This window comes from Marinobacter nanhaiticus D15-8W (genome assembly GCF_036511935.1).
GTDB classification, from domain to species: Bacteria; Pseudomonadota; Gammaproteobacteria; order Pseudomonadales; family Oleiphilaceae; genus Marinobacter_A; species Marinobacter_A nanhaiticus.
Window position 1 is genome coordinate 4918752 of record NZ_AP028878.1, and the last position, 24081, is coordinate 4942832.

Here is a 24081-nt window from a genome sequence, read left to right on the forward strand (position 1 = left end):
CGGAGTCCTGCCATGGGTTTCTTTCAACGATTGCGTATCCGTTCACGCCTGCTCATCGCCATCCTGGTTCCCGTATTGTTAACGGCGGCCGTGGTGGCATGGATCACTACCATTCAATTGAAAACCAACGGCGAGGCTGAAATCCAGAGACTGCGGGAAAATCTGATCGAGACCCACAAGACCGGACTCAAGCACATCGTCGAAGCCGCACGCACGGCGATCGATGCCGACTACAGCAGTACCTCGCTTGACGAACAGGACGCCAAAACCCGCGTGCGCGATACCATTCGCTCCATGGGGTTCGGCGACAAGAACTATATCTTCGCCTACACGGATGACTCCTATAACCTCGCCTTCCGCCCTAAACCCAGCGCCGAAGGCTATGTGAAAGACAGTACGCCGCAAACAAAGGCCCTGCTCAAGGCCTTGTTCGACGCGGGCCGTAACGGTGGCGGCTTCTACGCTTACGAGCGCAAGAACCCCGCCACAGGGGAAGTCGAACCCAAGATTTCCTATTCACTGGTCCTGGACAAGTGGAACTGGGTCATTGGTACCGGTGTTTACGTCACCAGTGTCGATAAGACGGTCGCAGCGGCCGAAGCCCAGATTTCGAAAAATATTAATGCCGCACTGGCCTCGATTCTCGCGGTGACCGGCATCGTCGTTCTCATTGCCATCGTGTTCGGGATATTGGTCGGTCGTACTGTGACCCAACCACTGGCAACGGTAAGTCGCACCATGCAGGAGATCGCCGAGGGTGAAGGCGACCTCACCCAGCGTCTGCCGGACAACGGCCACGATGAACTGGCTGAACTGGGCCGACGGTTCAACGCCTTTGTCACCAAAATCCAGAAAACGATCCGTGACGTCGGCGATACCACCCACCAAGTCGCATCGGCTGCCGAAGAGCTCAGCCGTGTTGCGGAAGAAACGCGCCGTTCGGTGCAGGTGCAGGGTTCGGAAACCGACCAGATCGCCTCGGCCATCAACGAAATGGCCGCCACCATCCATCAGATTTCGAAGAACGCCAATGAAGTCCAGTCCGCGGGCGCTGATGCAGACAGGTTGGCCAAAGAAGGCGGCCAGACCATGTCAGCCTCCCAGCGTTCGGTTCGCGACCTCTCTGAAAACATTGTGAAAAGCGCCGAAGCCATCGAAGCGTTGGCGGCCCGTAGTGACGAGATTCAGTCCGTACTCGATGTCATTCACGAAGTGACCGACCAGACCAATTTGCTTGCATTGAACGCAGCGATCGAAGCCGCCCGAGCCGGCGAACACGGTCGCGGATTTGCGGTCGTTGCCGATGAAGTCCGTCAGCTTGCAAGACGTAGCGGTGAGTCTGCCGGCCAAATCAGGACGATGATTGACGGCTTCATCGCAGAATCCCGCAGTGCGGTCGAAACGATGCGTGCGTCACAGGATTTGTCTGACGGCACCGTGGAGCGCATTGACCACGCGACAACCGCACTGAATACGATTGAACGCTCGGTGGATGAAATCCACGACCAGGTCACCCAGATCGCTACTGCGGCAGAGCAGCAAAGTCAGGTTGCAGAGGAGATCAACCAGAACGTCATTCGGATAGTCGAGGCTGCCCAACACAGCGATGAGGGTGTAACCCAAACCAACGAAGCGAGCCATGAGCTGGCCCAGCTCAGTGAACAGCTGCGGGCACTCGTCAGCCAGTTCAAGGTCTGACCGTTCGAGCGCGTTCGGCCGCTGCGCAGCCTAGCCAGCGGCCCCTTCTCCAACCCTGTCGGTGGCCTCTTACATCGCCACAGGCGCCACCCCGATCAGTGCCTGATGTAGCCACACCACGAATAACGCGTAAACCACCAGTCCCCCCGCAATCGCGACGATGTCGTTCATGGACTTGTGCGGCAGCTCTGGCTTGTCGCGCGGCACGCGCCGTTTCAGCGATATCCGGTCGGCGACAGCCCAGACCAGGAAACCACCAAACAGCAACACATCGGCGAGCATGCCGTTGGCCAGAAGATGAGCCAGCGCCCACAGTTTCACGGCAATCAGCATCGGATGCTTCGTCGCCCGCTGGATCCGGCCTGGCAAATAAGTGGCAAACAGCAACGGGAATACGGGGATCAGCAGCACCATCGCCAAATGGCGCAACCACATGGGGGGTGTGTAGAGCACACTGGGCTCCAGCCTCGCGAGACCGTAGCCCCAGATCACCATCACCAGTCCAACCAACGCGACCAATGAATAAAGGCCCTTGAAGGGTCCCTCACCCAAACGTGTAACCATGCGATCGCGCCAGGGCTCAGCGAAAATCGACAGCGAATGTACGCCGAGGAAAATGATCAGTCCCAGGATCAGTACGGTCATTGCGGTGCTCCCTCATCGTTTTTTCTCAGGAGCTTAGCGGAGAAGTTTGACGTCGCAAAGACAAATGGCAAGGAGAGGAGGAAGTCGGGCAAGCGGGAGAGGCTTGCCCGGTGATTTGCTTACGGCAGCTCGGACTTACTGGACCTCGGCGTTGTGGTAGACGTTCTGGACGTCGTCGAGGTCGTTGAGCATGTCCAGGAACTTGTCGAACATCTCCACGTCTTCACCGGTGACCGGCGTGGTGGTCTGAGGCAGGAACTGGATCTCGTCCACGTCGAAATCGATGTCGCCGAAGGCCTCGGTCAGCGCCTGCTTGGCCTTGGCGTATTCTGTATTGGGGGCGAACACCGTAATCCGGCCTTCTTCGTTCTCGATGTCGGTCACGTCCACATCGGATTCCATCAACGCCTCAAGCACAGCCTCTTCATCATCGCCGGCAAAGGCCAGGATGGCGCAGTGATCAAACATGTGGCTGACGCTACCCGGGGTGCCGATCTTGCTCTTGGTCTTGGTAAAGCAGACGCGCACATCACCGAAGGTACGGTTGGGGTTGTCGGTCAGGCAGTCGACGATGACCATGCAGTTGCCGGGACCGAAGCCCTCGTAGCGCGCCGCGGAATAATCCTCGCCACCGCCGCCCTTGGCCTTTTCAATCGCGCGTTCGATCACGTGGGTCGGCACCTGGTCTTTCTTGGCCCGGTCGATCAGGCTGCGCAGTGACAGGTTGCCATCCGGATCGGGACCGCCCTGCTTGGCGCTGACGTAGATCTCACGCCCGTACTTACTGTAGACCTTGGTTTTGGCGTTGGCCGTCTTGGCCATGGAATCTTTGCGGTTTTGGTAGGCTCTGCCCATACCCGTGCCTCGATTTTGTTAACGCAGGACTTGCTTGAAAAAAGAATTCGCAAGGAATTTGCGGGAACAGCCGATGCTGCTCAAAAGAGCAGCGATTTTACACATAGAGCGCTAGCCAGTTCTATTTTTTAATGGCCGTTTTCTGTAACCCGAGGTTCATGACAAGCCGTACCAGTAAACCGGCGACCAGACCCCAGAAAGCAGCCCCTACGCCCCACAGCGTGACTCCGGACACGGTAACGAGGAAGGTAATCAGTGCCGCTTCCCGCCCCTCGGTATCGTCCAGGGCGGCATGCAGGCTGTTTCCGATAGTACCCAGCAACGCCAGCCCGGCGAGGGCCACGACAAACGCTTTCGGGAACGCGGCAAAGAGCGCCACGACCGTCGCGCCAAACAAACCTACGAGGATATAGACCACACCGGCGCAAACGGCCGCCAGGTAGCGGGCTGATTTTTTCTCCCCGGCCTCTTCGCCCATGCAGATGGCCGCGGTGATTGCGGCAAGGTTGAAGGCATAGCCACCAAATGGCGCTAGGAGCAAGGTGGCCACACCGGTCACTGTCAATACAGGCGACAGCGGCGTGCGGAAGCCGTTGGCTCGCAGCACAGCCAGGCCCGGAACATTCTGGGAGGTCATGGTGACGATGAACAGCGGTACGCCGACGCTGATCAGCACCGGTAGCGAGAAATCCGGCCAGACGAACTGCGGCTCCGCGAACGCCAGCTCAAGTCCGTCCCAGTGCAGTCGCCCCTGCAGTCCCGCAACCAGCATTCCCACAGCCAGCACCAGCAGGATCGCGTATCGAGGCAGCAGTTGCCGGCTGATCACATAGGTCACCAGCATCAGGCCCACCAGCAGAAAGCTCCCCTCCAGAGCCACGAACGCATCGAGCCCGAACTGGAACAGGATGCCCGCGAGCATGGCTGCCGCGAGGGATTGGGGCAGATGTTTGAGGATGCGTTCGAACCAGCCTGTCCAGCCGACGACAATCGTCAGTAGCGCAGCAAAGATGAAAGCGGCGGTTGCTTGTTCCAGAGAGAATCCCGACAGACTGGTTACCAGCAGCGCCGCACCTGGCGTCGACCAGGCGGTCAATACCGGCTCCTTGAAATACAGCGAGAGGCCAGCACTGGTCAGCCCCATACCCAACCCCAAGGCCCAGATCCACGAACTGACCTGCGCTGCGTTGGCACCCGCGCTCTCCGCCGCCTGGAGGATAATCACCACGGAACTGCTGAAACCCACCAAAACCGCCACGAAGCCAGCGGTCACATGTGACAGCGAAAGGTCTTTAATCGAATCGGGAATGGCCACGGGATCGTCCTTTGGGTATTTGTGCGCTATAACGCACATTCGCAGGAACGTTAGCATTTGTGCGTTATGGCGCACAAGTTCTAGAATGCTTCCAGCCCCGTTCACCAAAAGACGCCCGCTCACATGGAAATCACCACCCATCTCGCCCAGACCCTGCGCCAACTTCGCAAACAGCGAGGCTGGAGCCTGGACCGGGCCGCCGAAGCCACGGGCGTAAGCAAGGCGATGCTGGGGCAGATCGAGCGCGGCGAGTCCAGCCCAACGGTGGCGACCCTCTGGAAGATCGCCACGGGCTTCAGCACCGCCTTCTCCGGATTGATCACGCCTCCACCCCAGGCGCTGGAACTGCCGTTATTTGCGCGGAACACCATCGGCACAGACCTGCCGGATGACCGTCTGCAGGTGCGCCCGCTGTTTCCTTTTGATGGCCACTTGGGCTTCGAGCTCATGGAGCTCACACTGCCGCCCCATACTGAGCACCTGTCAGAGCCCCATGAGGCGGGCGTGATCGAGCATGTAACGGTGACACGAGGTCGGATGGAAGTGAAGATCGAGGGTCGATGGCATAGGCTCGACACAGGCGAAGCAGTCCGTTTTTCCGCCGATGCGCCCCATGGGTACCGCAATACCGGCGACAACCCGGCGACATTCCACAACCTGATCCACTATCCTGCAGGTACGCGCTAATCTATTAGGTATACCAAGCTCAGGAACAGACCCATTTCATGAAGACCCCGCTCGGTATTATTGAAGGTTTCTTTGGTCGGCCCTGGAGTTGGGAGGCAAGGACCCACCTCGTTTCGTTGCTGGCCCATCACGGTTATAGCTTCTATCTCTATGCGCCCAAGTCCGATCCCTTCCTGCGGCGACGCTGGGATGAACCACACCCCACCGAAACCGCCGACGCCCTGCGCCGCTTCGCCCGGCATTGCAAGATCCAGGGCATGCGCTTCGGCGTAGGGCTGAGCCCGTTCGAGATCTATCGCAACTTCGACGAGAAGGCGCGTCAGGCGCTGACCGAAAAACTGGCGTTTCTCGACAGCCTGGATATCGACGATCTCGCGATCCTGTTCGACGACATGAGCGGCGATACACCGGACCTGGCCCAACGCCAGCTTGAGATTATCGATTGGATTCGCCATCGCACCGGCGCCGACCGACTGATCATTTGCCCAACCTACTATTCCGACGATCCCGTGCTCGACCGGGTATTCGGCCAGCGCCCAGCGGACTACCTGGAAACCCTGGGCGAATCGCTGCCCGATGACGTGGACATCTTCTGGACCGGCGAGGAAGTCTGCTCGAAAGAAATCTCGCCGGGACATCTCAGGCATGTTGCGGCGCAACTCAAGCGCAAGCCCCTGCTGTGGGACAACTATCCGGTGAATGACGGCCCCCGTATGTCCCAGCACCTGCACCTGCGTGGCTTCACCGGCCGGCATGCGACCATTGGGGAATATCTGGCGGGGCATGCCATCAATCCTGCCCTGCAGCCGACGTTGACCTGCATTCCGGCGCTCACTCTCGCCGCCAGCTATCGTCAGCAGGACAGCTATAGCTATGTGGCCGCCTTCCGCAAAGCGGCCCGGGAAGTGGCGGGCGAAGAACTGGCAACGCTGCTGGAAGCCGACATCATGGCGCTGCAGGATATCGGCCTCGATAGGCTGGGCGAACGGGAAGGCCGACTGCGCCGGCATTATGGTGGGAATCCCCACCCCGTGGCGCAGGAGATCATCGCCTGGCTCGACGGGCACTACCGCACAACGGACGACGAGGTCCAGACGCAATAATCGGGACGGAGGTTTGTGGTATGGCAGCTTACCTGATCGGGCAAATACAGGTTCATGACGAGGATCTGTGGAAGCAGTACGTGGAAGGCGTGGCCGCGTCCATGGTATCGATCGATGCGCGCATACTCTTTCGCGGTGAGAAGCAAGGCGACCTGGCGGGAACGAATCCTCGCGATCGGGCCGTGGTTATCGAGTTCGCCAATGCCAATGAACTGGATCGCTGGTTTAACTCCGAAAGCTATCAAAAGCTGATACCACTCAGGGATCGGGCGGCGGATGTGGTGATTACCCATTATAGATAAATTCGCAGGGTCCAGATTGGCAACGTCCATGTAGCCGACGCTTTAGCTGCGGAGGACCCGCCAGGGTCCCGGAGGGTTATCGGTAGCCCTTCGGGCTACTCCGAAGCTAAAGCGTCGGCTACATTTTCCCGTGCCCAAACTTACCCCGCGCAAACCGGCATACATTTGTGCGTTCGTAGGATGTGCTGAGGCGAAGCCGATGCGCATCAATTTGGCGCTGGAAGATACCTGAAGGATTGATGTGGTTCGCGATGCCCACCACATCCTACGCGGCTCAGGGTCCTGGCGGCTCATGTGGTGATCACCAGTTACCGTTATATTCGAGAGGCCGACATTAGCAACGTCCATGTAGCCGACGCTTCAGCTTCGGTGGACCCGCCAGGGTCCCGGAGAGTTATTGGTAGCCCTTCGGGCTACTCCGAAGCTGAAGCGTCGGCTACATTTTCCCGTGCCTAACTGCGTCTTGCGGCAACCGGCGCACCTCCGACCATAGCGTAGGATGTGCTGAGGCGGAGCCGATGCGCATCAATCGGACGTCGGTCACATACTGATGAGCAATAAAAAACGGGCCGAAGCCCGTTTTTTGGTTTGGATGCAAGCCGCCTGTCACCGCGTCCCGTAAACCACCATGGTCTTGCCTTTCACCTGCACCAGGCCCTGATCCTCCAGGGTTTTGAGCACCCGGCCGACCATCTCGCGGGAGCACCCCACGATGCGGCCGATCTCCTGGCGGGTGATCTTGATCTGCATGCCGTCCGGATGGGTCATTGCATCCGGCTCCTTGCACAGGTCCAGCAGGGTGCGGGCGACACGGCCGGTCACGTCGAGGAACGCCAGGTCGCCCACCTTACGGGTGGTCTGGCGCAGGCGCGTGGCCATCTGCTCGCCAATGAAGTAGAGCACCCGCGGGTCCTGCTGGGCGATCTCGCGGAACTTGGTGTAGCTGATCTCCGCCACTTCACACTCGGTTTTGGCCTTGACCCAGGCGCTGCGGGAATCCATGTTGTCGAACAGCCCCATCTCGCCGAAGAAATCCCCGGCATTGAGGTAGGCCATGATCATTTCGCGACCGTCGTCGTCTTCAATAATGACAGTGACCGAACCCTTGACGATGTAGAACAGGGAGTCACTCTTATCGCCGGCGTAGATGATGGTGCTCTTGGCCGGATAGCGCCGACGATGGCACTGTGAGAGGAAATAGTCGAGGTGCTTGGTCTTTTGCTCAACCGGTCTGAGAATCGTTGCCATAATACTCGTTGTGCCTCCTTCAATGGCGAATCCCGGTGTTGTTGTAATCACCCAGCTTCCGTGTGGGCTGTTTTTTATAGTGTTGAATACCGCTCAACGTTTTTTTGCATAACACTTTTCTGACTCGGCGGTTCAATCGCCGAGCACCGGCTGCCCAGATCCCCCTATCGGAATGAAGTACTCCGTCGATCCGGCCAGTCGGCCACTCTGTCACGTGTGGCGAGCCACTTATATCAGGAAGCCTGGACACCGGCAACACGGCTTGACCCGACGTGTACGGGTCCCGGCATCAGGAGAAACCGCGGCCATGCTTTTCGAGTATAGAACAAATGTCCCGATTTTCCGCAACTTGCGTTAAGCCCCGCCAATCCCAGCCTACTCCCGCGCGCGAACGTTCCCCTGAAAGCCCCTTGTGGTAGCATGCAGCCTTTGCACAAAGGAGACGTCCATGAAAGCAACCATCGACTGGACCGGCGATGCCAGTTTCAAGGCCACCAGCGGCTCCGGCCACAGCGTCCAACTGGACGGGCCACCGGATCACGGCGGCAAGGACCAGGGTCCCCGGCCGATGGAAATGGTGCTCATGGGCCTCGGCGGCTGCTCCTCATTCGACGTCATGAGCATCCTGCAGAAGTCCCGCCAGGATGTGACTGACTGTCGTTGCGAACTCGATGCCGAGCGTGCCGATGCCGTGCCTTCAGTATTCACCAAGATCCACCTTCACTTTATCGTGACCGGCCGCGACCTGAAGGAAAATCTTGTCAAACGTGCGGTTGCCCTGTCAGCGGAAAAGTATTGCTCGGCGTCGATCATGCTCGAAAAGGGCGGTGTGGACATCACCCACGATTATGAAATCCGCGAGGCCGAATAAGCCCGGTGAACTCGGGCATGAGCAGTATGTACGTGTATTTATGCTAAGTTTTTCCAGGACGTGCCCTCGGCAGCGTCTGGACTGCGGGAAACCGCTACAAAATTCGGGGCGGGCTATCTATTCAACGCTGAGGTGGATAGGCATAATACGCCCCCTCTCCGCCGGTCTGCGCAAAAGGTGAGCAATCCTGGTCAGTTACCGGTGGCGGCCTGGGCGGCACAAGTTGCGCTTTGTGCCCGCTGTCATTCATCTCCTTAACCGGGGGGGCTGTGATGGAAACCAAACTCGAGCTTCATGGTTTCAATAACCTGACCAAGTCGTTGAGCTTTAATATCTACGACATTTGTTACGCGCGGACCGAGGAACAGCGCAAGGCGTACATCGACTATATCGACGAGATGTACAATGCCGAGCGCCTGACCCAAATCCTGTCCGACGTGGTCAAGATCATCGGTGCCAACATTCTCAACATCGCTCGCCAGGATTACGAACCGCACGGCGCGTCCGTCACCATGCTCATCGCCGAGCATGAGATCGGGGATCCGTCCACCGATAACGAAGAGTCACCAGGCCCGCTACCCGACGCTATCGTTGCTCACCTGGACAAGAGCCACGTCACTGTCCATACGTATCCGGAAAGCCATCCTTACGAGGGTATCAGCACCTTCCGCGCGGACATCGACGTCTCCACCTGCGGCCTCATCTCGCCGCTTAAGGCGTTGAACTACCTGATTCACAGCTTCGATTCCGATGTAGTCACGGTAGACTACCGGGTACGTGGTTTCACTCGCGACGTGGACGGCAAGAAGCACTACATCGACCACGATATCAATTCGATCCAGAACTACCTGAGCGAAGATACCCAGAACGCGTACCAGATGATCGACGTCAACGTGTATCAGGAAAACCTGTTCCACACGAAGATGAAGCTCAAGAACTTCAACCTCGACAACTACGTCTTCGGCGTCAATGCCAGTGATCTGGACCCGGCTGAAGCCAAGGGCATTTCCGAGCGTCTGCAACGGGAAATGCTGGAGATCTTCTACTCCCGCAACGTCGAGTAAACCGGTCTTCGAAGTAACGCCCCGACACGGGGGCGTTGCTTATTCAAATTAACTGATCGAACCTTCCAGAATTCTCCGTTTTCATCTTTTCCCCTCCCGCAGTTCAATAGTCTCATCAGCTCATTCAAGCACTGGAGGCTTTGAACATGACCAACATCCTCGTTATCACCGCCAGCATTTTCGGACAGGACGGCCAGTCATCCCAACTGGTCAAACGCATGCTGGACCAGCTTCACCAGGCCCACGGAGACGTTAACGTTGTCACCCGTGATCTGGCCTCAGATCCAGTTCCCCATCTGGACGCCGCCCGTTTCAGCGCCTTCCTGACCAGTTCTGAGGAACGCGACGATGAACAAAAGCGCGTGATCGCTTATTCAGATTCCCTGATCCAGGAGATCCAGAACGCTGACGTAATCGTGTTGGGCGTACCGATGTACAACTTCGGCATCCCCTCAGCGCTGAAGGCCTACTTCGACCATATCGCCCGTGCAGGCGTGACCTTCCGCTACACCGAGAACGGCCCGGTAGGTCTGTTGGAGGATCGTCCGGTCTATGTGCTCGCCGCTCGCGGCGGTATTTACGCGGGGACCCCGAACGACTCGCAGACACCGTATATCCGGTCCTTCCTGGGCTTCATCGGCCTCAAGGACGTGCATTTTGTCTATGCCGAAGGCCTGAACATGGGTGAGGATAAGAAGACGTCTTCACTCGAGGAAGCCGGTAAGAACATTGAAACCCTGACTGCCTGACCAGACAGTCATCTTGTCCATGTCTTTTCCCAAGACGGGAAGGAGGTCGATATGACCGCACGCAACATCAAACAGGTGATCCCGGGTGCAGAGACATCCGATGGTGCGGGTGTGCGTATCAAGCGCACGCTGGGCCAGCAACCGTCGGTACGTCTCGATCCCTTCCTGATGCTGGATGAGTTCGGGTCCGCCCAGGCGTCGGACTACATCGCCGGCTTTCCGTCCCATCCGCACCGGGGCTTCGAGACCGTCACCTATATGATCGAAGGCCACATGCTGCATGAGGATCACCTGGGCAACCGGGGGGACCTGCGCAACGGCGGCGTGCAGTGGATGACCGCCGGGCGCGGCATCATTCACTCGGAAATGCCTCAGCAGGAAGAAGGCATGATGCGCGGCTTCCAGCTCTGGCTGAACCTGCCGGCGGCGGAAAAGATGAAGGATGCGGGTTATCGGGATATCCAGCCGGAAGACATTCCGGAGGTCACCATCGACGGCGGTTCTATCAAGCTAATCGCTGGTGAACTGGAATTGAACGGTACAACCCATCGCGGTGCCGTAACGGGTGGCAGTACCCAACCGATTTATGCGGATATCGCGCTGGAGCCGGCAACCCGCATCAAACTGCCGGTACCGGAAGGTCACAACGCCCTGCTTTACTTGTATGACGGCGACGCCAGTGTGCGTCAGAAGCCGCTTGAGCGCAGTGCCGCCAGCGTTCTGGACGACGGCGACCATGTCATGGTTTCCGCCGGTCCCACCGGGGCCCGTGTGTTGCTCATTGCCGGCAAACCCATCGGCGAACCGATCGTGCAGTATGGCCCGTTCGTGATGAACAGCCGCGAGGAAATCGAGCAGGCGCTGCAGGATTACCGGGATGGGCGCTTGACGGCCTGAACGGACGATTGCGTCCGAGTTTTGAGTGACCCCATTGCGCACCGGTGAGAGCCTGTGCGCTTTTTTTGTTTTGGGCGCTGGATTATCGACATTAGGCAGAGCAGACGAATTCCACCAATCCATGTAGCCGACGCTTTAGCTTCGGAGGACCCGTCAGGGTCCCCGGGTATTTTCGGTAGCCCTCCGGGCTACTCCGAAGCTGAAGCGTCGGCTACATTTCCCGTACCCAAACTTACCTCTTGGAAACCGGCTTACTTTTGGCTTTGCAGGATGTGCTGAGGCGAAGCCGATGCGCATCAATTGGCATCGGGTACCGGAAGATATTGATACGGTTGGTGTATTAGCCTTGAGCCCAAACCAAGGCAGGGAGCAGGCCAGATCCACCAACCCATGTAGCCGACGCTTTAGAGGGTGTTGCAAAACGTAGCGAGCGAAGGCCAGGCAAGGCGGAAATCGGCGAAAAAGCGCAGTTTACAGATAGTAAATGAGCATTTTGAGTCGATTTCCAACGCCGCATGGTCGAGCGCAGTAGTTTTGCAACACCCTCTTTAGCTTCGGAGGACCCGTCAGGGTCCCGGGATGTTATGGGTAGCCCTGCGGGCTACTCCGAAGCTAAAGCGTCGGCTACATTTCCGAGTCCAAATGTGCCTCGTGGAAACCGGCAGACAAGCTACGCAAACTGCTTATGGGCCATGAGCTCCAGCACCATCGGGCGAACGATCAGATCCATCGCCAGCGGCAGCTTGGTCCCCGGAATTACCAGCGTGTCGTGCCGGGACATGTGGCTGTCGGGGATCATGGTCAGCAGGTACGGGAAATCGATATCCCGGTGCTCCCGAAAGCGGATGACGATCAGGCTCTCGTCATCGGTTGGCACTTCCCGAACGTTGAAGGGATTGGAGGTGTCCACCATGGGCACGCGCTGGAAGTTCACGTGAGTGTGGGCGAACTGGGGGACGATGTCGGTGACGTAGTCGTCCATGCGGTTGATGATGGTCTTGACCACCGCTTCCTGGGAATAGCCGCGCTCATTGGTGTCGCGGTAGATCTTCTGCATCCATTCCAGGTTGACGATCGGAACCACGCCGATGAGCAGGTCCACGTACTGGGCAATATTGTACTGTTCGCTGATCACCCCACCGTGCAGCCCTTCATAGAACAGCAAGCCGGTATCCGCCGGTAGCGGTGCCCAACGGGTAAAGGTACCAGGCTCGTAGCCCTCGCGGATAAGATCGAGGTCTTCCTCGTGGACATATTCCCGGAACTGGCCACTGCCGTTGATGCCGTAGTCGTAGAAAAGGCCTTCGAGGCGATCGATATGGTTGGCGTCCAGGGCGAAATGGTTGCGTTGTCCGTAACGGCCTTTTTCGGCGAGCACAGCCATTTGCGCCCGGGTGTAGCGGTGGAAGCTGTCCCCGCTCACCATCGCCGCATGGATACGCTCGCTCGCAAAGATCTGGTTGAAGATGCGACCGGTCGTTGTGGTGCCGGCACCGGAAGAACCGGTCACCGCAATAATCGGGTGGCGCTTGGACATAATCGGAAAATCCTGAAATATCAGAGGCTTTCAACCGCCGGTAATTCGCCTCGATCAAACCTGCAAGGGGGCAGCATAGCGGGGATGCGAGAATCTGTCAGCTTGGAATCAGAGATTCAACACGATGTTGTTGAGCAGTTGCGGCTTCTCGATCACATAACCCTGGGCATAGTCCACGCCCAGGCTACGCAGTGTGTCGAGGGTTTGCCGGTCTTCGACCTGGCCGGCGATGACTTCCCGGCTGGTGTAATGGGCCATGTCGACCATGGAGCGCACCATCGCCCGGTCGGCTTCGCTTTTGTTGACGTGGCGGGTGAAGGCGCCGTCCAGCTTGATCAGGTCCACAGGTAGCATGCGCATGTATTCGTAGGAGGTCGGCCCACTGCCGAAATTGCCCAGGCAGAAGCGACAACCCAATTCCTTCATCTCAGCCATGAAATCCGCGACGTCCTGCAGGTTGTGGATCGCCGCCGCCTCGGTGATCTCGAACCAGAGGCGTTCGATAGGCGCATCCTTCTCACTCAGCTTCTCGTAGATGAATTCCAGCAGGGACTCGTCATTCAGGGAGTAGCCGGACAGGTTAATGCACACACCACCCAGCTTGCTCGCGCCAGATGTGGTATCGCGCATGGCATCGAGCATGCGGCCCACCACCCAGCGGTCCACCGCCTGCATCCGGTTGTAACGTTCGGCCATACGGACGAACTCGGCAGCGGTAATCAGGTGGCCGGCATCGTCGTACATGCTGATCAGGATTTCATACTGGGTGCCCATTCGGGCCTCATGATGCAGCGGGATCATCTTCTGACAGCGCAGCAGCACCTGGTCTTCATCCAGGTCGTCGAGGCTCGCAACCTTGGCGGCAACCTGCTCCTGCTGAGCCTGGATCCGTGGGTCGAGGATATGCGTCGAAACATGCCCATTACCTAGCTTCTTGGCGCGCTTGCAGGCCTCGTCCGCGGCCCGCAGCCAGCGGTCGGCCGTTACCAGGGCCGGCAAGACGGGCGCAATGCCGGCACAGGCACTGATGGAGTATCGACGTCCGCCGAAATCCAGGTCCAATGCCTCAATGGCCTGGACAATCGCCTGGGCCCGCTGTTCCGCGCCCTCGGTCGCACACAGGAAGGCAAACTCGTTGCCTTCGAGACGTGAAAGCGGCCGCCCAGGCTCCATGTGCTTGCGCAGGCACTCGGCGACGCGGGCCAGGGTATCGTCGCCGGCGTTATGGCCTGCCGTATCTTTCAGCAGACGGAACTGGCGCAGGTCGATCTTGACCAGGCTGAGCGTTTCCTCTTCAAGCCGGGTCAAGTGTTGCTCCAGCACCCGCTCGAACTCACGACGCGCCAGCAGGCCGGTCAGCTCGTCATGGGTGGAGACCCAGGACAGCTGGTCGTAGACTTGCTTCACCATACGGTCGATGCTCTCGTCCACCAATGGTCGCTCGTACTGGTTATCCGGGGTCAGGATACCCTGCTGGAGTTGGAGCGCCAGGGGCTCAAGCTCCTGCTCCACCACCCGCATGCCCTGGTGGTTGACGAATACGAAGCGGCTGAATTCCCGCGCGATCCAGACCAACCGCATGTAGTAAGGCTCTTTCGGGTTTTCCTGGTTACGCAGCCAGTCGCCGGTCCGTAGCCGTTGCGCCCGGGCGATCCAGCGTTGCAGGCTGCGCTTCTGACGTTCGCTGGCTGTATCCGCAGGTGGTTTTGGCGGAGCCTCCGGCTGGGGCACGTCCACCCAGTCGGTATTGGCGGGATCACGCTTGACCAAAAAGCCCTTGAGCTCGTCCCGGATCGGGGCGGAAGGCATGTGATTGCTGGAAATCGAAGCGAGCCCGTCCTGGATCACTCGCAGCAATTCGGGCAGGTTAACGCTGGCGTCCGGGTCCTCACCGTAGGCCAGCAGGGAATCGATGACTGAAAGGTAGTCCTTCCAGAGCTGGCTCTCTGGACCCTGGCGAATCCACGTCAACGATAGCAGATCACGCCAGCCGCCGTTGAGCAGGCTGATAACCGCCTGGGGCACGCGCCGCCCGCCCAGGCGCTCGTCCAGCAGGTCGCCGACAGCCTTCTTGGCATCGGCCACTTTCTGGGCGCCCTCCGCCGCGGCGGTGACGCGCTCCACGTTGCGCCGGTACACCAGATTCTGGCGCTCGATCAGACTGTCCAGTTCGCCCTGGACGCTCTCGAAAACCCGGGTGTCCTGCTCGAACTCGATCATTACCCGCTGAACCATTTCGTCCACGCGGCGTTGGATCACCGGGTTGATGCGACCGCCCTTGACGCCCAACAGCGCAAGACGATTCATAACACCGCGGACCGGGCTCCGAAGGTCGTCGAAAAATGCCCGATCGCGCAGTACCACCTTGAGCACCGGCACTTCCAGTCGACGCAACTGTTGGCGAGCCACATCGTTGAGCCGCGGGCTATCGATTACGCTGCGGAAGAATTCGTCGACGACATCCACCGCTTCCTGTTGGGCGTTGTTGAGTCCGACCTCGCCTACGGCCTTGACCTTGTCCACTACACGGTCGCGCAGGGCTTCCTGCGAGGCGCTTTCCGTGGTTTCAGCCTGGGCTCTCTGCAACGACTGGAGCTCCCGCTGGAATTCACCGGCAGAGAGGGGCCGGGCATTGGCGGGAAAGTCCACCGGTTTGAGGGTGCCCCGTTCTGTCCGGCTGGCACTCAGGGTGGCCAAAAGGTTGCGCACGGTGGCGAATGCGGTCTGGGCACTTTCGGAATAGCCGCGGAAGCTGTCCGGCGTCGTCCGGCCTGATTTGACACCGGTATAACCGGGCTGAGCCTCGCGCTGTGGCGCAGCAGCCGTTGGTTGCAGCGGCTCCGGTGGTGGCATTGGCTTGGAACTTTCCCCCCGGGGGGCTCGATCGCTGAGGTAGCGGCTCAGATCCAGGTCCGGCAGGATGCCATGGCGGATCAGGATCTGGTTGAGTTCCTTATAGAGTGGTTCGAGTTGCTGCAGTACCGACTGCTCGAACACCTTGAGGCAGACCTTCTCCACCTCGCGGCTGGCCTTGAGATGCTGCAGGCTGCCATGGAACGACTCGCAGACCAGCGCCGGTCCCAAGGGATTCTGGTGGCCAGTCGCGTTGCTGACGCCTAACTTGTCCAAACGCATCCGCAACTGGAGCAACTCGCCCCGGTAAAGGGTATCGGCCTTGGTGACCATCACCTTGAGGGTCAGCCAGTCCTCGAACTCGCTCTTGTCCACCAGCGACAATTCGCTGCCTGGCGCGCCCTGGCGTTCGGGCTTTAGCGGTGACTCCAAAAATAGACTCATCTGATGCCAGATGGCACGCTGGCGCGCCTTGATCTGCGTCGAAGCATCGATCATTTCGTTGGCCACCTGGTCGGAGCCGGCTTTCTGGGCCGACGTTTTCAAAGCTTCGACCATACCAGCCAGGCATTCGGCCATTAGCGGCTCTATGTGCTGGACCACCGCTTTGGCGCACTGGCGCAGCACGAATTGGACCCGCTCGGTAGGCGGCTTTAGATGGGCACGTTCCTGGGGGGCGCTGGCACCGTATTCTGCCAGCATGGCGTCGAGGGCCGCTGGATTGGCGCGGGTAAAGGACACGCCCATGGCCCCTTCGATCAGTCGCGCCACCTGGACGAAGAGCTCGTGCTGCGTGTGGCCGTCAGGTCCCCGAAAGCGCACCACCAGCTCCTCGGGATGCTGTTCGGACAGGGTCTGACGTACGCGGCGGGCAGTGTCACCGGAAAAACGGAGAAACAGCCCTTCCGCGCAGAAATCGGCAATCTGGCACGGCCACTGCTGGTCTCGACCCAGTTGAAGCTGCGCAGCGAGTTTTATCGGTCGGCGAGGACTGGCACGTCGTTCCATCGATACCCTTGACTCGGAAGATAAATCCGTAAGGCGTCCTGGCAGCCATGATCGGCAAGGCGTCTGTCGATTCGACTCATAGCACCTTGCTCGATCGCCACAGCAACATTCGCTTGCATTGAATCTGGAGACAGGCAGCGACCATGATCGGCGCGACACCTAATGTACTGCTCGGTTAATTCGCTCCAGTATAGTGGCTGGCACCCAGCTTGTCGGACCGTTGACAAGCTTTTACAAATTCGCCGCTGCCGGTCAATCGTTTTACGGACAGGACGCACTCCATGCGACAGCTTAGCCAGATCTATCTATTACTGCTACTGATCTTTGGTCTAACCGGTTGTCAGTCACTGCATTACTACCAGCAGGCCGCCAACGGACAACTTTCACTGCTTTGGAACAGAAAGCCGATCGACGACGTACTTGCTGATCCAACGACACCCGACGCGCTTCGCGAGAAGCTGACGCTGGCCATGGAGGCGCGCGACTTTGCCGCTGAACAGCTTGCCCTACCTGTGGACGATACCTTCTCTGACTTCGTGGCCCTGGATCAACCCTACGTAGTCTATAACCTCATGGTTGCACCGGAATTCTCCCTGGAACCCCTGGCCTGGTGCTACCCCATCGTCGGCTGCCAGTCCTATCGCGGCTACTTCCATCTGGACGATGCCCGGGCGGCCCGTGAGTGCTACGCCCGGGAAGACATGGACACCTTTATCGGTGGCGTCACCGCCTACTCGACACTGGGCTGGTTCGATGACCCGCTGCAGTCGGGATTCACCACCCTGCCAGACGAGCAAATGGTGGCGCTGATGCTCCACGAACTGGCGCACAAAGTGATCTACGTCGCCGACGATACTCGTTTTAACGAGAGCTTTGCCACTGCGGTGGAACTCGAGGGGCTGAAGCTGTGGTTGGAACTCACCGATCAGCCCGACAAGTATCAAGTGACGCTGATGAGACTTGAACGCTGGGGTGCCACCCTTGAGCTGATCGAACAGACGGCCCATCGTCTCAGCGAGCTGTATGGCCAGCGGGCAGCATTGGACGCTAGCGTCCTTCGGGAACGCAAGACGGACATCCTGCTCCAACTACAGTCAGACTATGCGCAGTTGGAGGAGGCCTGGGGCCAGCCCGGACCGCTATCCGGCGTGATCGCCGAGATCAATAATGCGGTGCTGGGCCTTTTCCGCCAGTACAACGCCGATGTTCCCGGCTTCCGCCAGATGCTGGCCGATACCGATGGCGATTTTGCCCGTTTCTACGACGAGGTAAAGGAACTTGCGCGGGCGCCGGCCGACGTGCGCCGGCGCCGTCTCGAAGCGCTAGGCGAGTCGTTTAACGAAGACCTTTGAGTTGCGCTGGGTGTTATAACTGGCCAGCTTGGGCCCCGGCAGCGACTGTACCGTGGATGGTTCGAAACCGCGCTCGCGGAACCAGTGCTCAGTCTGGGTCGTGAGCACGAACAAATTCTCCAGTCCGCGGCCCCTCGCCAGACGTTCCACCATGGCCAGGATCTCGTCACCCCGACCGGCGCGACGATAGGACGGATCCACGGCAAAACAGGACAACTCGCCGGATTTCTCGCTGGGATACTCGTAGAGCGCTGCGCACCCGACGATCGTGCCATCCCGTTCCACCACCGTGAAGCGGTCCACTTCGGTTTCAAGCAGCTCCCGCGAACGCCTCACCAGGATGCCCTGCTCTTCCAACGGCTGGATCAATTCCAGGATACCGCCGATATCCTCGACCCGCGCGCCGCGGATCTGCTCGTAGTTGTCGTCGCTGACCAGGGTACCGGACCCGTCCCGTGTGAACAGTTCCTCGAGCAGGGCGCCGTCGCGCATGTAGCTGATGATCTGGCTACGTCGGACACCCCGCACGCAGGCTTCGCAGGCCGCCCGCAGCAAGTCGGCGGCGTGGCTTTCCAGCGGTGCGTCGGCCAGGCGGTCCCTTGCCTGGCGGACGGTCATCTCACGGATCAGTTGGCCGTCCTCATCCAGTACACCGTCCTCGCCGGTAAAGATGATCAGCTTCTCAGCCTTGAGCGCCGAGGCCACCTGGCTACCGACATCTTCATAGGACAGGTTGAACACGTCACCGGTGGGCGAGTAACCCAGCGGTGGCAGCAACACGATGTGATTCATCTTCAGAAGCGATTCGATACCTTCCACATCGACGCGACGCACCCGACCGGTATAGCCGAAATCCACACCGTTGAGCACGCCCTCCGGGCGTGCAGCCACCAGATTGCCGCTGCTGACCCGAATCCGGGCCCCGTGCATGGGCGAATTGATCAACCCCATGGAGAGACGGCTTTCAAGGTGGGCCCGCAACGCGCCGACGGCTTCGATGACCAGCGGCAACTGATCTTCGGGCGTGACGCGCAGGCCTTCATGAAAATGCGCATCCAACCCGGCCTGGTCAAAGCGCTGCTGGATCTGCGGCCGCGCCCCGAATGCCACGACGAGCTTCACACCCAGGCTGCTGAGTAGCGTGATGTCATGGATGATATTGATCAGGTTTTCGTGGGCGAGCGCTTCCCCGCCCAAGGTCAGGACAACGGTTCGGCCGCGATGGGCATTGATGTACGGGGATGAATGGCGGAATCCGTGCAGCCAGTCATTCGATTTCAAACGCGTTGTCTCCTCATGCTGAAGATGGTTGGCCGGTCTCGGTGCTTTTCCCTGCGCTCGCTTACGCTGGGTTCGCTTTCTCAGGGCTTTGATTCGATACAGAAATGTTGGATCAACCGGCTCAGGATGTCCACGGCCGGCTTTACCTGGGACAGGTCCAGGTACTCGTCCGGCTGGTGCGCCTGGTCGATATGGCCCGGCCCCATGACCAGGGTTTCCATGCCCAGCTTCTGCAGCCAGGGCGCTTCGGTGGCAAAGGCCACCGCCTGGCCAGTATGGCCGGTCAGGCGCTCGCAGACCTTCACCAGCTCCGAGTCTGCGGCAGTCTCGAACGGCGGCACGCCGTCGAACAGGGGCTCGAACCGCAGACCCAGCTCGCGGCTTTCGGCGACCGGCTGGACCTTGTCGAGGATGGCCTGACGCAGTGCCTCCATGTCCATACCCGGCAGCGGACGCAGGTCGAAATGCAGTTCGCAATTGGCGCAGATCCGGTTTGGATTATCGCCGCCGTGGATGCAGCCCAGGTTCATCGTCGGGACCTGCACCTGGAAATTGTCATTGTGATACTTCGACTGCCAGTATTCGCGAAGGCTCAGCAGTTCGCTGATCGCCGCATGCATGCCTTCCATCGCATTTCTACCCAGGGACGGGTCGGAGGAATGACCGGACTGTCCCTCGAACACCAGCCGCTCCATCATGATGCCCTTGTGCATGCGTACCGGCTTGAGGCCCGTGGGTTCGCCAATTACCGCATAGCGCCCCTTGGGGCGGCCGGCTTCCGCCAGCGCACGCGCGCCATTCATGGAGCTTTCCTCATCCGCCGTGGCAAGGATGATCAGGGGTTGCTGGAAGGGCTTGTCGAGGTGGGCCCGCGCCGCTTCGATAGCGAGCGGGAAGAAGCCTTTCATATCGCAGGTGCCCAGACCATACCAGCGATCGTCCCGTTCGGTGAGCTTGAAGGGATCGCTCTGCCAGCGCTGGTCGTCGAACGGCACCGTATCGGTGTGGCCGGAAAGGACCAGCCCGCCAGGGCCGCTGCCGAGGGTGGCAATCAGGTTGAATTTGCCGGGCATGCCCGGCACTGGCATGATCTCGACAGCGAACCCCATCGGCTCGAGCCACTCGGCCAGGGTATTCACCACGGTTTCATTGCTGTGGTCCCACTCCGGCGACGCGCTGCTGATGGACGGTTGGGAGATCAAACGCTCCAGCATCGCCCGAATGTCGGGGGTGCTGCGGGTATCGGCGCTCTGTTGCGTCATGGAAAAGCCTCAGATAAGACTTCGGGACAAATTTGTGGGGCCATCGGCTCGTGGAACGAGCAAACCGTTAGCCGCACGGTAAACGGCCAACGATCACTATCCGGAACATACTCCGGCGAATAGCTATGGACGGGGCTCGTCTGGCGCCTGCTCCATCAGGAACTCCGATTCCGACACCGCGTCTGTTCCAGGTGCCTCGGTTTCCATTCCGGTATCGCCAAATCGATCCTGCTCTTCGGAAGCCCTATCCGCCTCGGGAGCGCTATCCAACACCGGACCACTATCCGTTGGCGAGATCGGCCTGCCCTCCGGAGCCAGGCTCCGCTCAGGTTCGACCGTCGGTGCTGGCAGCGGTTCGACGCCCGTATCGTTGGACCGACGCCACACTTCAAACAGTGTAATGGCTGATTTGGCCAGTGGATAGGCCACCTCGCCACCATCCACGATGCGCGTGACTTCCAGGCGCTGGTCGGTTACGCCGGAGAGTCGGCCCTCGACCACGCGACCACTACTCAAGGCAATGCGGACATCCTTGCCCAACCAGCGCCCGGCCTGGTCCGAAGCGGCTTTTCGATAGGCCAGGCCGTCAGAGGTCCCGGTCGTCGGCGCTGGCGCGGTACCGGCAAGGGCCGGCGCCGGCTCGGGTCGTGGCAGGTAACGCACGAACAGATCCTGGACCCGGGCGCCGTTGTAGAACACATCGAAACTGCCCACGCCCGGATCCAGCGGTCCCACGTCCCCTGGCACGTCGCGCTGGGGCAGACCGAAAAGCGGATCGCCCGCGGCCAGGGTTGCCTTGAGTTCGCCGCCGTCGCGCAGCCACACCTTGTACAGGGCCCGCAGCTGGTCGCTGGGGCTCAACCCCTGGGCGACCAGACGGTCGCTGAAACCCTTGGTCGCCTGGGCAGCCCAGTCCTCTATCTCAACACCGGATTCCCGGGCACAGAATGCGGCTATCCGCCGCATAAAGCCACCGTCACGCATCGAAAGCACGACTGGGCCACCATAGTCCGCAAGCTCACCCTGCTCGTCGCCCGTACTGGTCAGGCGCAGGCCCGGAGCACGCAATTCCAGGCTGCCGAGCTTACCGGCGTTGATATCAAGACCCAGGCCGCCCGTATCGTCGAGCATGGCGGCCTGTTCGAGCTGCAGATCCATCGCCACTTGGGTAACGCCCATCTGCATCAGACCCGTCAGGTCCAGGGGACCATCACCACAAGGGATATTGACCAGCCCTGCCTCAACCGCCGAATTTTGCGGCGCCACCCAGTCGCGGATCAGCGGCGTGGCCAGATCCATACGCAGGTTTTCCACATCGAGCTGCCACTCGCCCGGCAGCGCACCACCGCTCAGGGCATCGAGCAACTCTGGGAGGGCGCTGGTGGAGAACGTGAGACGCGAGGCCCGCACAGGCTGCGTCAGGGAGAAATGCTGATACTGGAGATCATAGACCGAGACCTGACCCGAAAGGCTGGAGCCAATCCCGCCCCAACTCAGGACACCCTCACCCTCTACTACTTCCTGTGCCTTTTCCAGGGCCGCATTCACCTGGTACCAGGCGGCGCCCTTGAAGCCCAGGTAACCCAGCAGCAGGAAACCGATCAGGGACAAAAACAGCTTTTTCATGCCGACTACTCTTTGCTCCGTTAAGAGGTCATCCTGTTATTGTTGGGATCTTGTCCGGTGCCGTCCTGGCCCGGCGTTTCGATACGACAAATGACAGGCGTTATGCAGTTAGTACTCACTGTGACGTTTTTCGGTAAACAACGTTCTCAACAAGACGTTATCGGTTGCACTTACCTACGTCCATGTCGAGCACCTATACTTTAGCAGGTTGCAGCAGTCCTGAGAGGCAACACGCTCGCATTTTGGAGCTCCTGTGGTGTCCCTAAATCCAACAGTGTCCCTAAATCCAACGGCTACGAGCGCGGCAGCATGATTGCTCATCACGAACGTGCCTATATTCGACATCCAGCCGACATCCCGCTGGAGGTCCGCCCTGAATCGCAACAACCTTCCTGCCCCGGCGAGCTGCGTAACCTCAGCCGCGGTGGCCTCGCCTTTACTGCACAGCAGGCCTATCCGATCGGCAGCGACGTCAAGCTGATGATCAACTGCTGCCCCAACGCACTGGAAGTGCGGGGCCAGGTCGTCTGGTGTGAAGCCCGCGAGGAAGGCTACGAGCTGGGCATTGCCTTCTACACGCCCGCCGAAGCGTACCAGGTCCGGATGGTGGAACAGATCTGCCAGATCGAGCAGTACCGCCAGGATGTGTGGCGCAAGGAGCGAAGGCAGCTTTCACAGGAAGAAGCGGCGAAGGAGTGGATCAGCCGCTACGCGGATCGGTTTGCCCAGATCGGCTGGTCGGATTGAAGCGTCTGACCCAGGCTCGGCACCAGATGCAAAAACGGCTGCCGTAGCAGCCGTTCGATCAATCCTGCGAGACTGAAATTCAGTCGCGGGAAATCAGCGTACCCACACCTTCGTCGGTGAAGATTTCCAGCAGGGTAGCATGGGCCACGCGACCGTCGATGATATGGGCCGTCCGCACGCCGTTTTCCACCGCACTGAGGGCGCAGCGAATCTTGGGCAACATGCCGCCGTGAATGGTGCCATCCTCGATCAACTCGTTAACGCGCTTGGCCTTAAGGCCAGTCAGCACGTTACCTTCCTTGCTCTTCAGCCCGGAGACGTTGGTCAGCAGGATCAGCTTCTCGGCATTCAGCGCCTCGGCCACCTTGCCTGCCACGAGATCGGCATTGATGTTGTAGGACGCGCCATCCCTGCCGACGCCGATCGGCGCGATCACCGGGATCACGTTGCTGCGGGTCAGCATGTTGATCACTTCGGTATTGACGCTTTCCACTTCGCCCACATGGCCGATATCGATGATCTCCGGCCGGGTCAGTTCCGGTGAACGGTTGACGACTTCCAGTTTGCGGGCGCGAATGAGGTTCGCGTCCTTACCGGTCAGGCCGATCGCCGTGCCGCCATGATGGTTGATCAAGGAGACGATTTCCTTGTTGACCTGCCCGCCGAGCACCATTTCCACCACGTCCATGGTTTCGCTATCGGTGACACGCATACCGTTGACGAAGTGGGAGTTGATATTCAGACGCTCCAATAGCTCGCCGATCTGCGGACCACCGCCGTGGACGACGATCGGGTTCAGGCCGACGGTTTTCATCAGCACCATGTCCCGGGCAAAGCTGCTCTTGAGGTCGTCGTTCTCCATGGCATTGCCGCCGTACTTCACGACCACCGTCTTGCCGGTAAAACGCTGGATGTAAGGCAGGCCCTTGCTCAGTACTGAGGCCACCTGCATAGCGGTTTCACGATCCAATGCCATGGAAA

General features: G+C 59.5%; 20 protein-coding genes. 10 read left to right on the forward strand and 10 right to left on the reverse strand.

Features of this window, described 5'->3' with window-relative positions; translation table 11 throughout:
* The first annotated feature begins 12 nt into the window (after nt 1–12).
* Complete coding sequence (locus tag RE428_RS22170) at nt 13–1698, forward strand: methyl-accepting chemotaxis protein (protein ID WP_004579983.1); 1686 nt, start codon at nt 13–15, stop codon at nt 1696–1698.
* A 69-nt stretch (nt 1699–1767) separates the two neighbouring features.
* On the opposite strand, the gene RE428_RS22175 is transcribed toward RE428_RS22170, so the two are convergent.
* The 3 genes from RE428_RS22175 to RE428_RS22185 all read right to left on the reverse strand — a co-directional run bounded on the left by RE428_RS22175 (nt 1768) and on the right by RE428_RS22185 (nt 4513).
* Nucleotides 1768–2343, reverse strand: a complete 576-nt coding sequence (locus RE428_RS22175) for an NnrU family protein (protein ID WP_004579982.1) — start codon at nt 2341–2343, stop codon at nt 1768–1770.
* Between the two features lie 135 nt (nt 2344–2478).
* Nucleotides 2479–3198, reverse strand: a complete 720-nt coding sequence (locus RE428_RS22180; RefSeq protein ID WP_004579981.1) for a YebC/PmpR family DNA-binding transcriptional regulator — start codon at nt 3196–3198, stop codon at nt 2479–2481.
* A 121-nt stretch (nt 3199–3319) separates the two neighbouring features.
* Entirely contained in the window at nt 3320–4513 is a 1194-nt protein-coding gene (locus RE428_RS22185) for a benzoate/H(+) symporter BenE family transporter (RefSeq protein ID WP_004579980.1), read from the reverse strand.
* Nucleotides 4514–4636: 123 nt separating this feature from the next.
* Here RE428_RS22185 and RE428_RS22190 point away from each other — a divergent pair, with 123 nt between their 5' ends.
* Genes RE428_RS22190 through RE428_RS22200 form a run of 3 tightly spaced genes read left to right on the forward strand, consistent with a single transcriptional unit; the run spans nt 4637 to nt 6605 of the window.
* Complete coding sequence (locus RE428_RS22190; RefSeq protein WP_004579979.1) at nt 4637–5200, forward strand: helix-turn-helix domain-containing protein; 564 nt, start codon at nt 4637–4639, stop codon at nt 5198–5200.
* A gap of 38 nt (nt 5201–5238) precedes the next feature.
* Nucleotides 5239–6303, forward strand: coding sequence for a beta-N-acetylglucosaminidase domain-containing protein (locus RE428_RS22195; RefSeq protein ID WP_004579978.1), 1065 nt, complete (start codon nt 5239–5241; stop codon nt 6301–6303).
* Nucleotides 6304–6323: 20 nt separating this feature from the next.
* The gene (locus RE428_RS22200) at nt 6324–6605 is read left to right on the forward strand and encodes a DUF1330 domain-containing protein (protein ID WP_004579977.1); all 282 of its coding nucleotides are present in this window, start codon (nt 6324–6326) and stop codon (nt 6603–6605) included.
* Between the two features lie 606 nt (nt 6606–7211).
* Here RE428_RS22200 and crp read toward each other — a convergent pair.
* Complete coding sequence (crp, locus tag RE428_RS22205; protein WP_004579976.1) at nt 7212–7853, reverse strand: cAMP-activated global transcriptional regulator CRP; 642 nt, start codon at nt 7851–7853, stop codon at nt 7212–7214.
* Nucleotides 7854–8301: 448 nt separating this feature from the next.
* On the opposite strand from crp, the gene RE428_RS22210 reads away from it, so the two are divergent.
* From RE428_RS22210 to RE428_RS22225, 4 genes are all read left to right on the forward strand, one after another.
* Nucleotides 8302–8724, forward strand: a complete 423-nt coding sequence (locus RE428_RS22210; protein WP_004579975.1) for an OsmC family protein — start codon at nt 8302–8304, stop codon at nt 8722–8724.
* Nucleotides 8725–8996: 272 nt separating this feature from the next.
* Entirely contained in the window at nt 8997–9788 is a 792-nt protein-coding gene (gene speD / locus RE428_RS22215) for an adenosylmethionine decarboxylase (RefSeq protein WP_004579974.1), read from the forward strand.
* A 146-nt stretch (nt 9789–9934) separates the two neighbouring features.
* Nucleotides 9935–10537 carry an FMN-dependent NADH-azoreductase gene (locus RE428_RS22220; RefSeq protein ID WP_004579973.1) on the forward strand — a complete coding sequence of 201 codons (603 nt, stop codon included), beginning with the start codon at nt 9935–9937 and terminating at the stop codon, nt 10535–10537.
* A gap of 51 nt (nt 10538–10588) precedes the next feature.
* A complete protein-coding gene (locus RE428_RS22225; RefSeq protein WP_004579972.1) occupies nt 10589–11434 on the forward strand; it encodes a pirin family protein in 846 nt (281 codons plus the stop codon).
* A gap of 670 nt (nt 11435–12104) precedes the next feature.
* Here the strand turns inward: RE428_RS22225 and RE428_RS22230 are convergent.
* Together RE428_RS22230 and RE428_RS22235 are read right to left on the reverse strand one after the other, a co-directional pair.
* Complete coding sequence (locus tag RE428_RS22230; protein ID WP_004579971.1) at nt 12105–12971, reverse strand: phosphoribulokinase; 867 nt, start codon at nt 12969–12971, stop codon at nt 12105–12107.
* Between the two features lie 108 nt (nt 12972–13079).
* Complete coding sequence (locus RE428_RS22235; protein WP_004579970.1) at nt 13080–16832, reverse strand: DUF1631 family protein; 3753 nt, start codon at nt 16830–16832, stop codon at nt 13080–13082.
* A 281-nt stretch (nt 16833–17113) separates the two neighbouring features.
* Here RE428_RS22235 and RE428_RS22240 point away from each other — a divergent pair, with 281 nt between their 5' ends.
* A complete protein-coding gene (locus RE428_RS22240; protein WP_004579969.1) occupies nt 17114–18184 on the forward strand; it encodes an aminopeptidase in 1071 nt (356 codons plus the stop codon).
* Here RE428_RS22240 and argA read toward each other — a convergent pair.
* The 3 genes from argA to RE428_RS22255 form a co-directional block, all read right to left on the reverse strand.
* The gene (argA, locus tag RE428_RS22245; RefSeq protein ID WP_004579968.1) at nt 18155–19465 is read right to left on the reverse strand and encodes an amino-acid N-acetyltransferase; all 1311 of its coding nucleotides are present in this window, start codon (nt 19463–19465) and stop codon (nt 18155–18157) included. The two genes, RE428_RS22240 and argA, sit on opposite strands and share 30 nt — an antisense overlap.
* A gap of 80 nt (nt 19466–19545) precedes the next feature.
* On the reverse strand, nt 19546–20727 hold the full coding sequence (argE, locus tag RE428_RS22250) for an acetylornithine deacetylase (RefSeq protein WP_004579967.1): 1182 nt from the start codon (nt 20725–20727) through the stop codon (nt 19546–19548).
* 123 nt (nt 20728–20850) lie between these two features.
* Nucleotides 20851–22353, reverse strand: a complete 1503-nt coding sequence (locus RE428_RS22255) for an LSm family protein (protein WP_004579966.1) — start codon at nt 22351–22353, stop codon at nt 20851–20853.
* 309 nt (nt 22354–22662) lie between these two features.
* On the opposite strand from RE428_RS22255, the gene RE428_RS22260 reads away from it, so the two are divergent.
* A complete protein-coding gene (locus tag RE428_RS22260) occupies nt 22663–23100 on the forward strand; it encodes a PilZ domain-containing protein (RefSeq protein ID WP_004579965.1) in 438 nt (145 codons plus the stop codon).
* A 79-nt stretch (nt 23101–23179) separates the two neighbouring features.
* Here RE428_RS22260 and argB read toward each other — a convergent pair whose 3' ends face one another.
* Nucleotides 23180–24076 carry an acetylglutamate kinase gene (gene argB / locus RE428_RS22265; protein ID WP_004579964.1) on the reverse strand — a complete coding sequence of 299 codons (897 nt, stop codon included), beginning with the start codon at nt 24074–24076 and terminating at the stop codon, nt 23180–23182.
* Between the last annotated feature and the right edge of the window lie 5 nt (nt 24077–24081).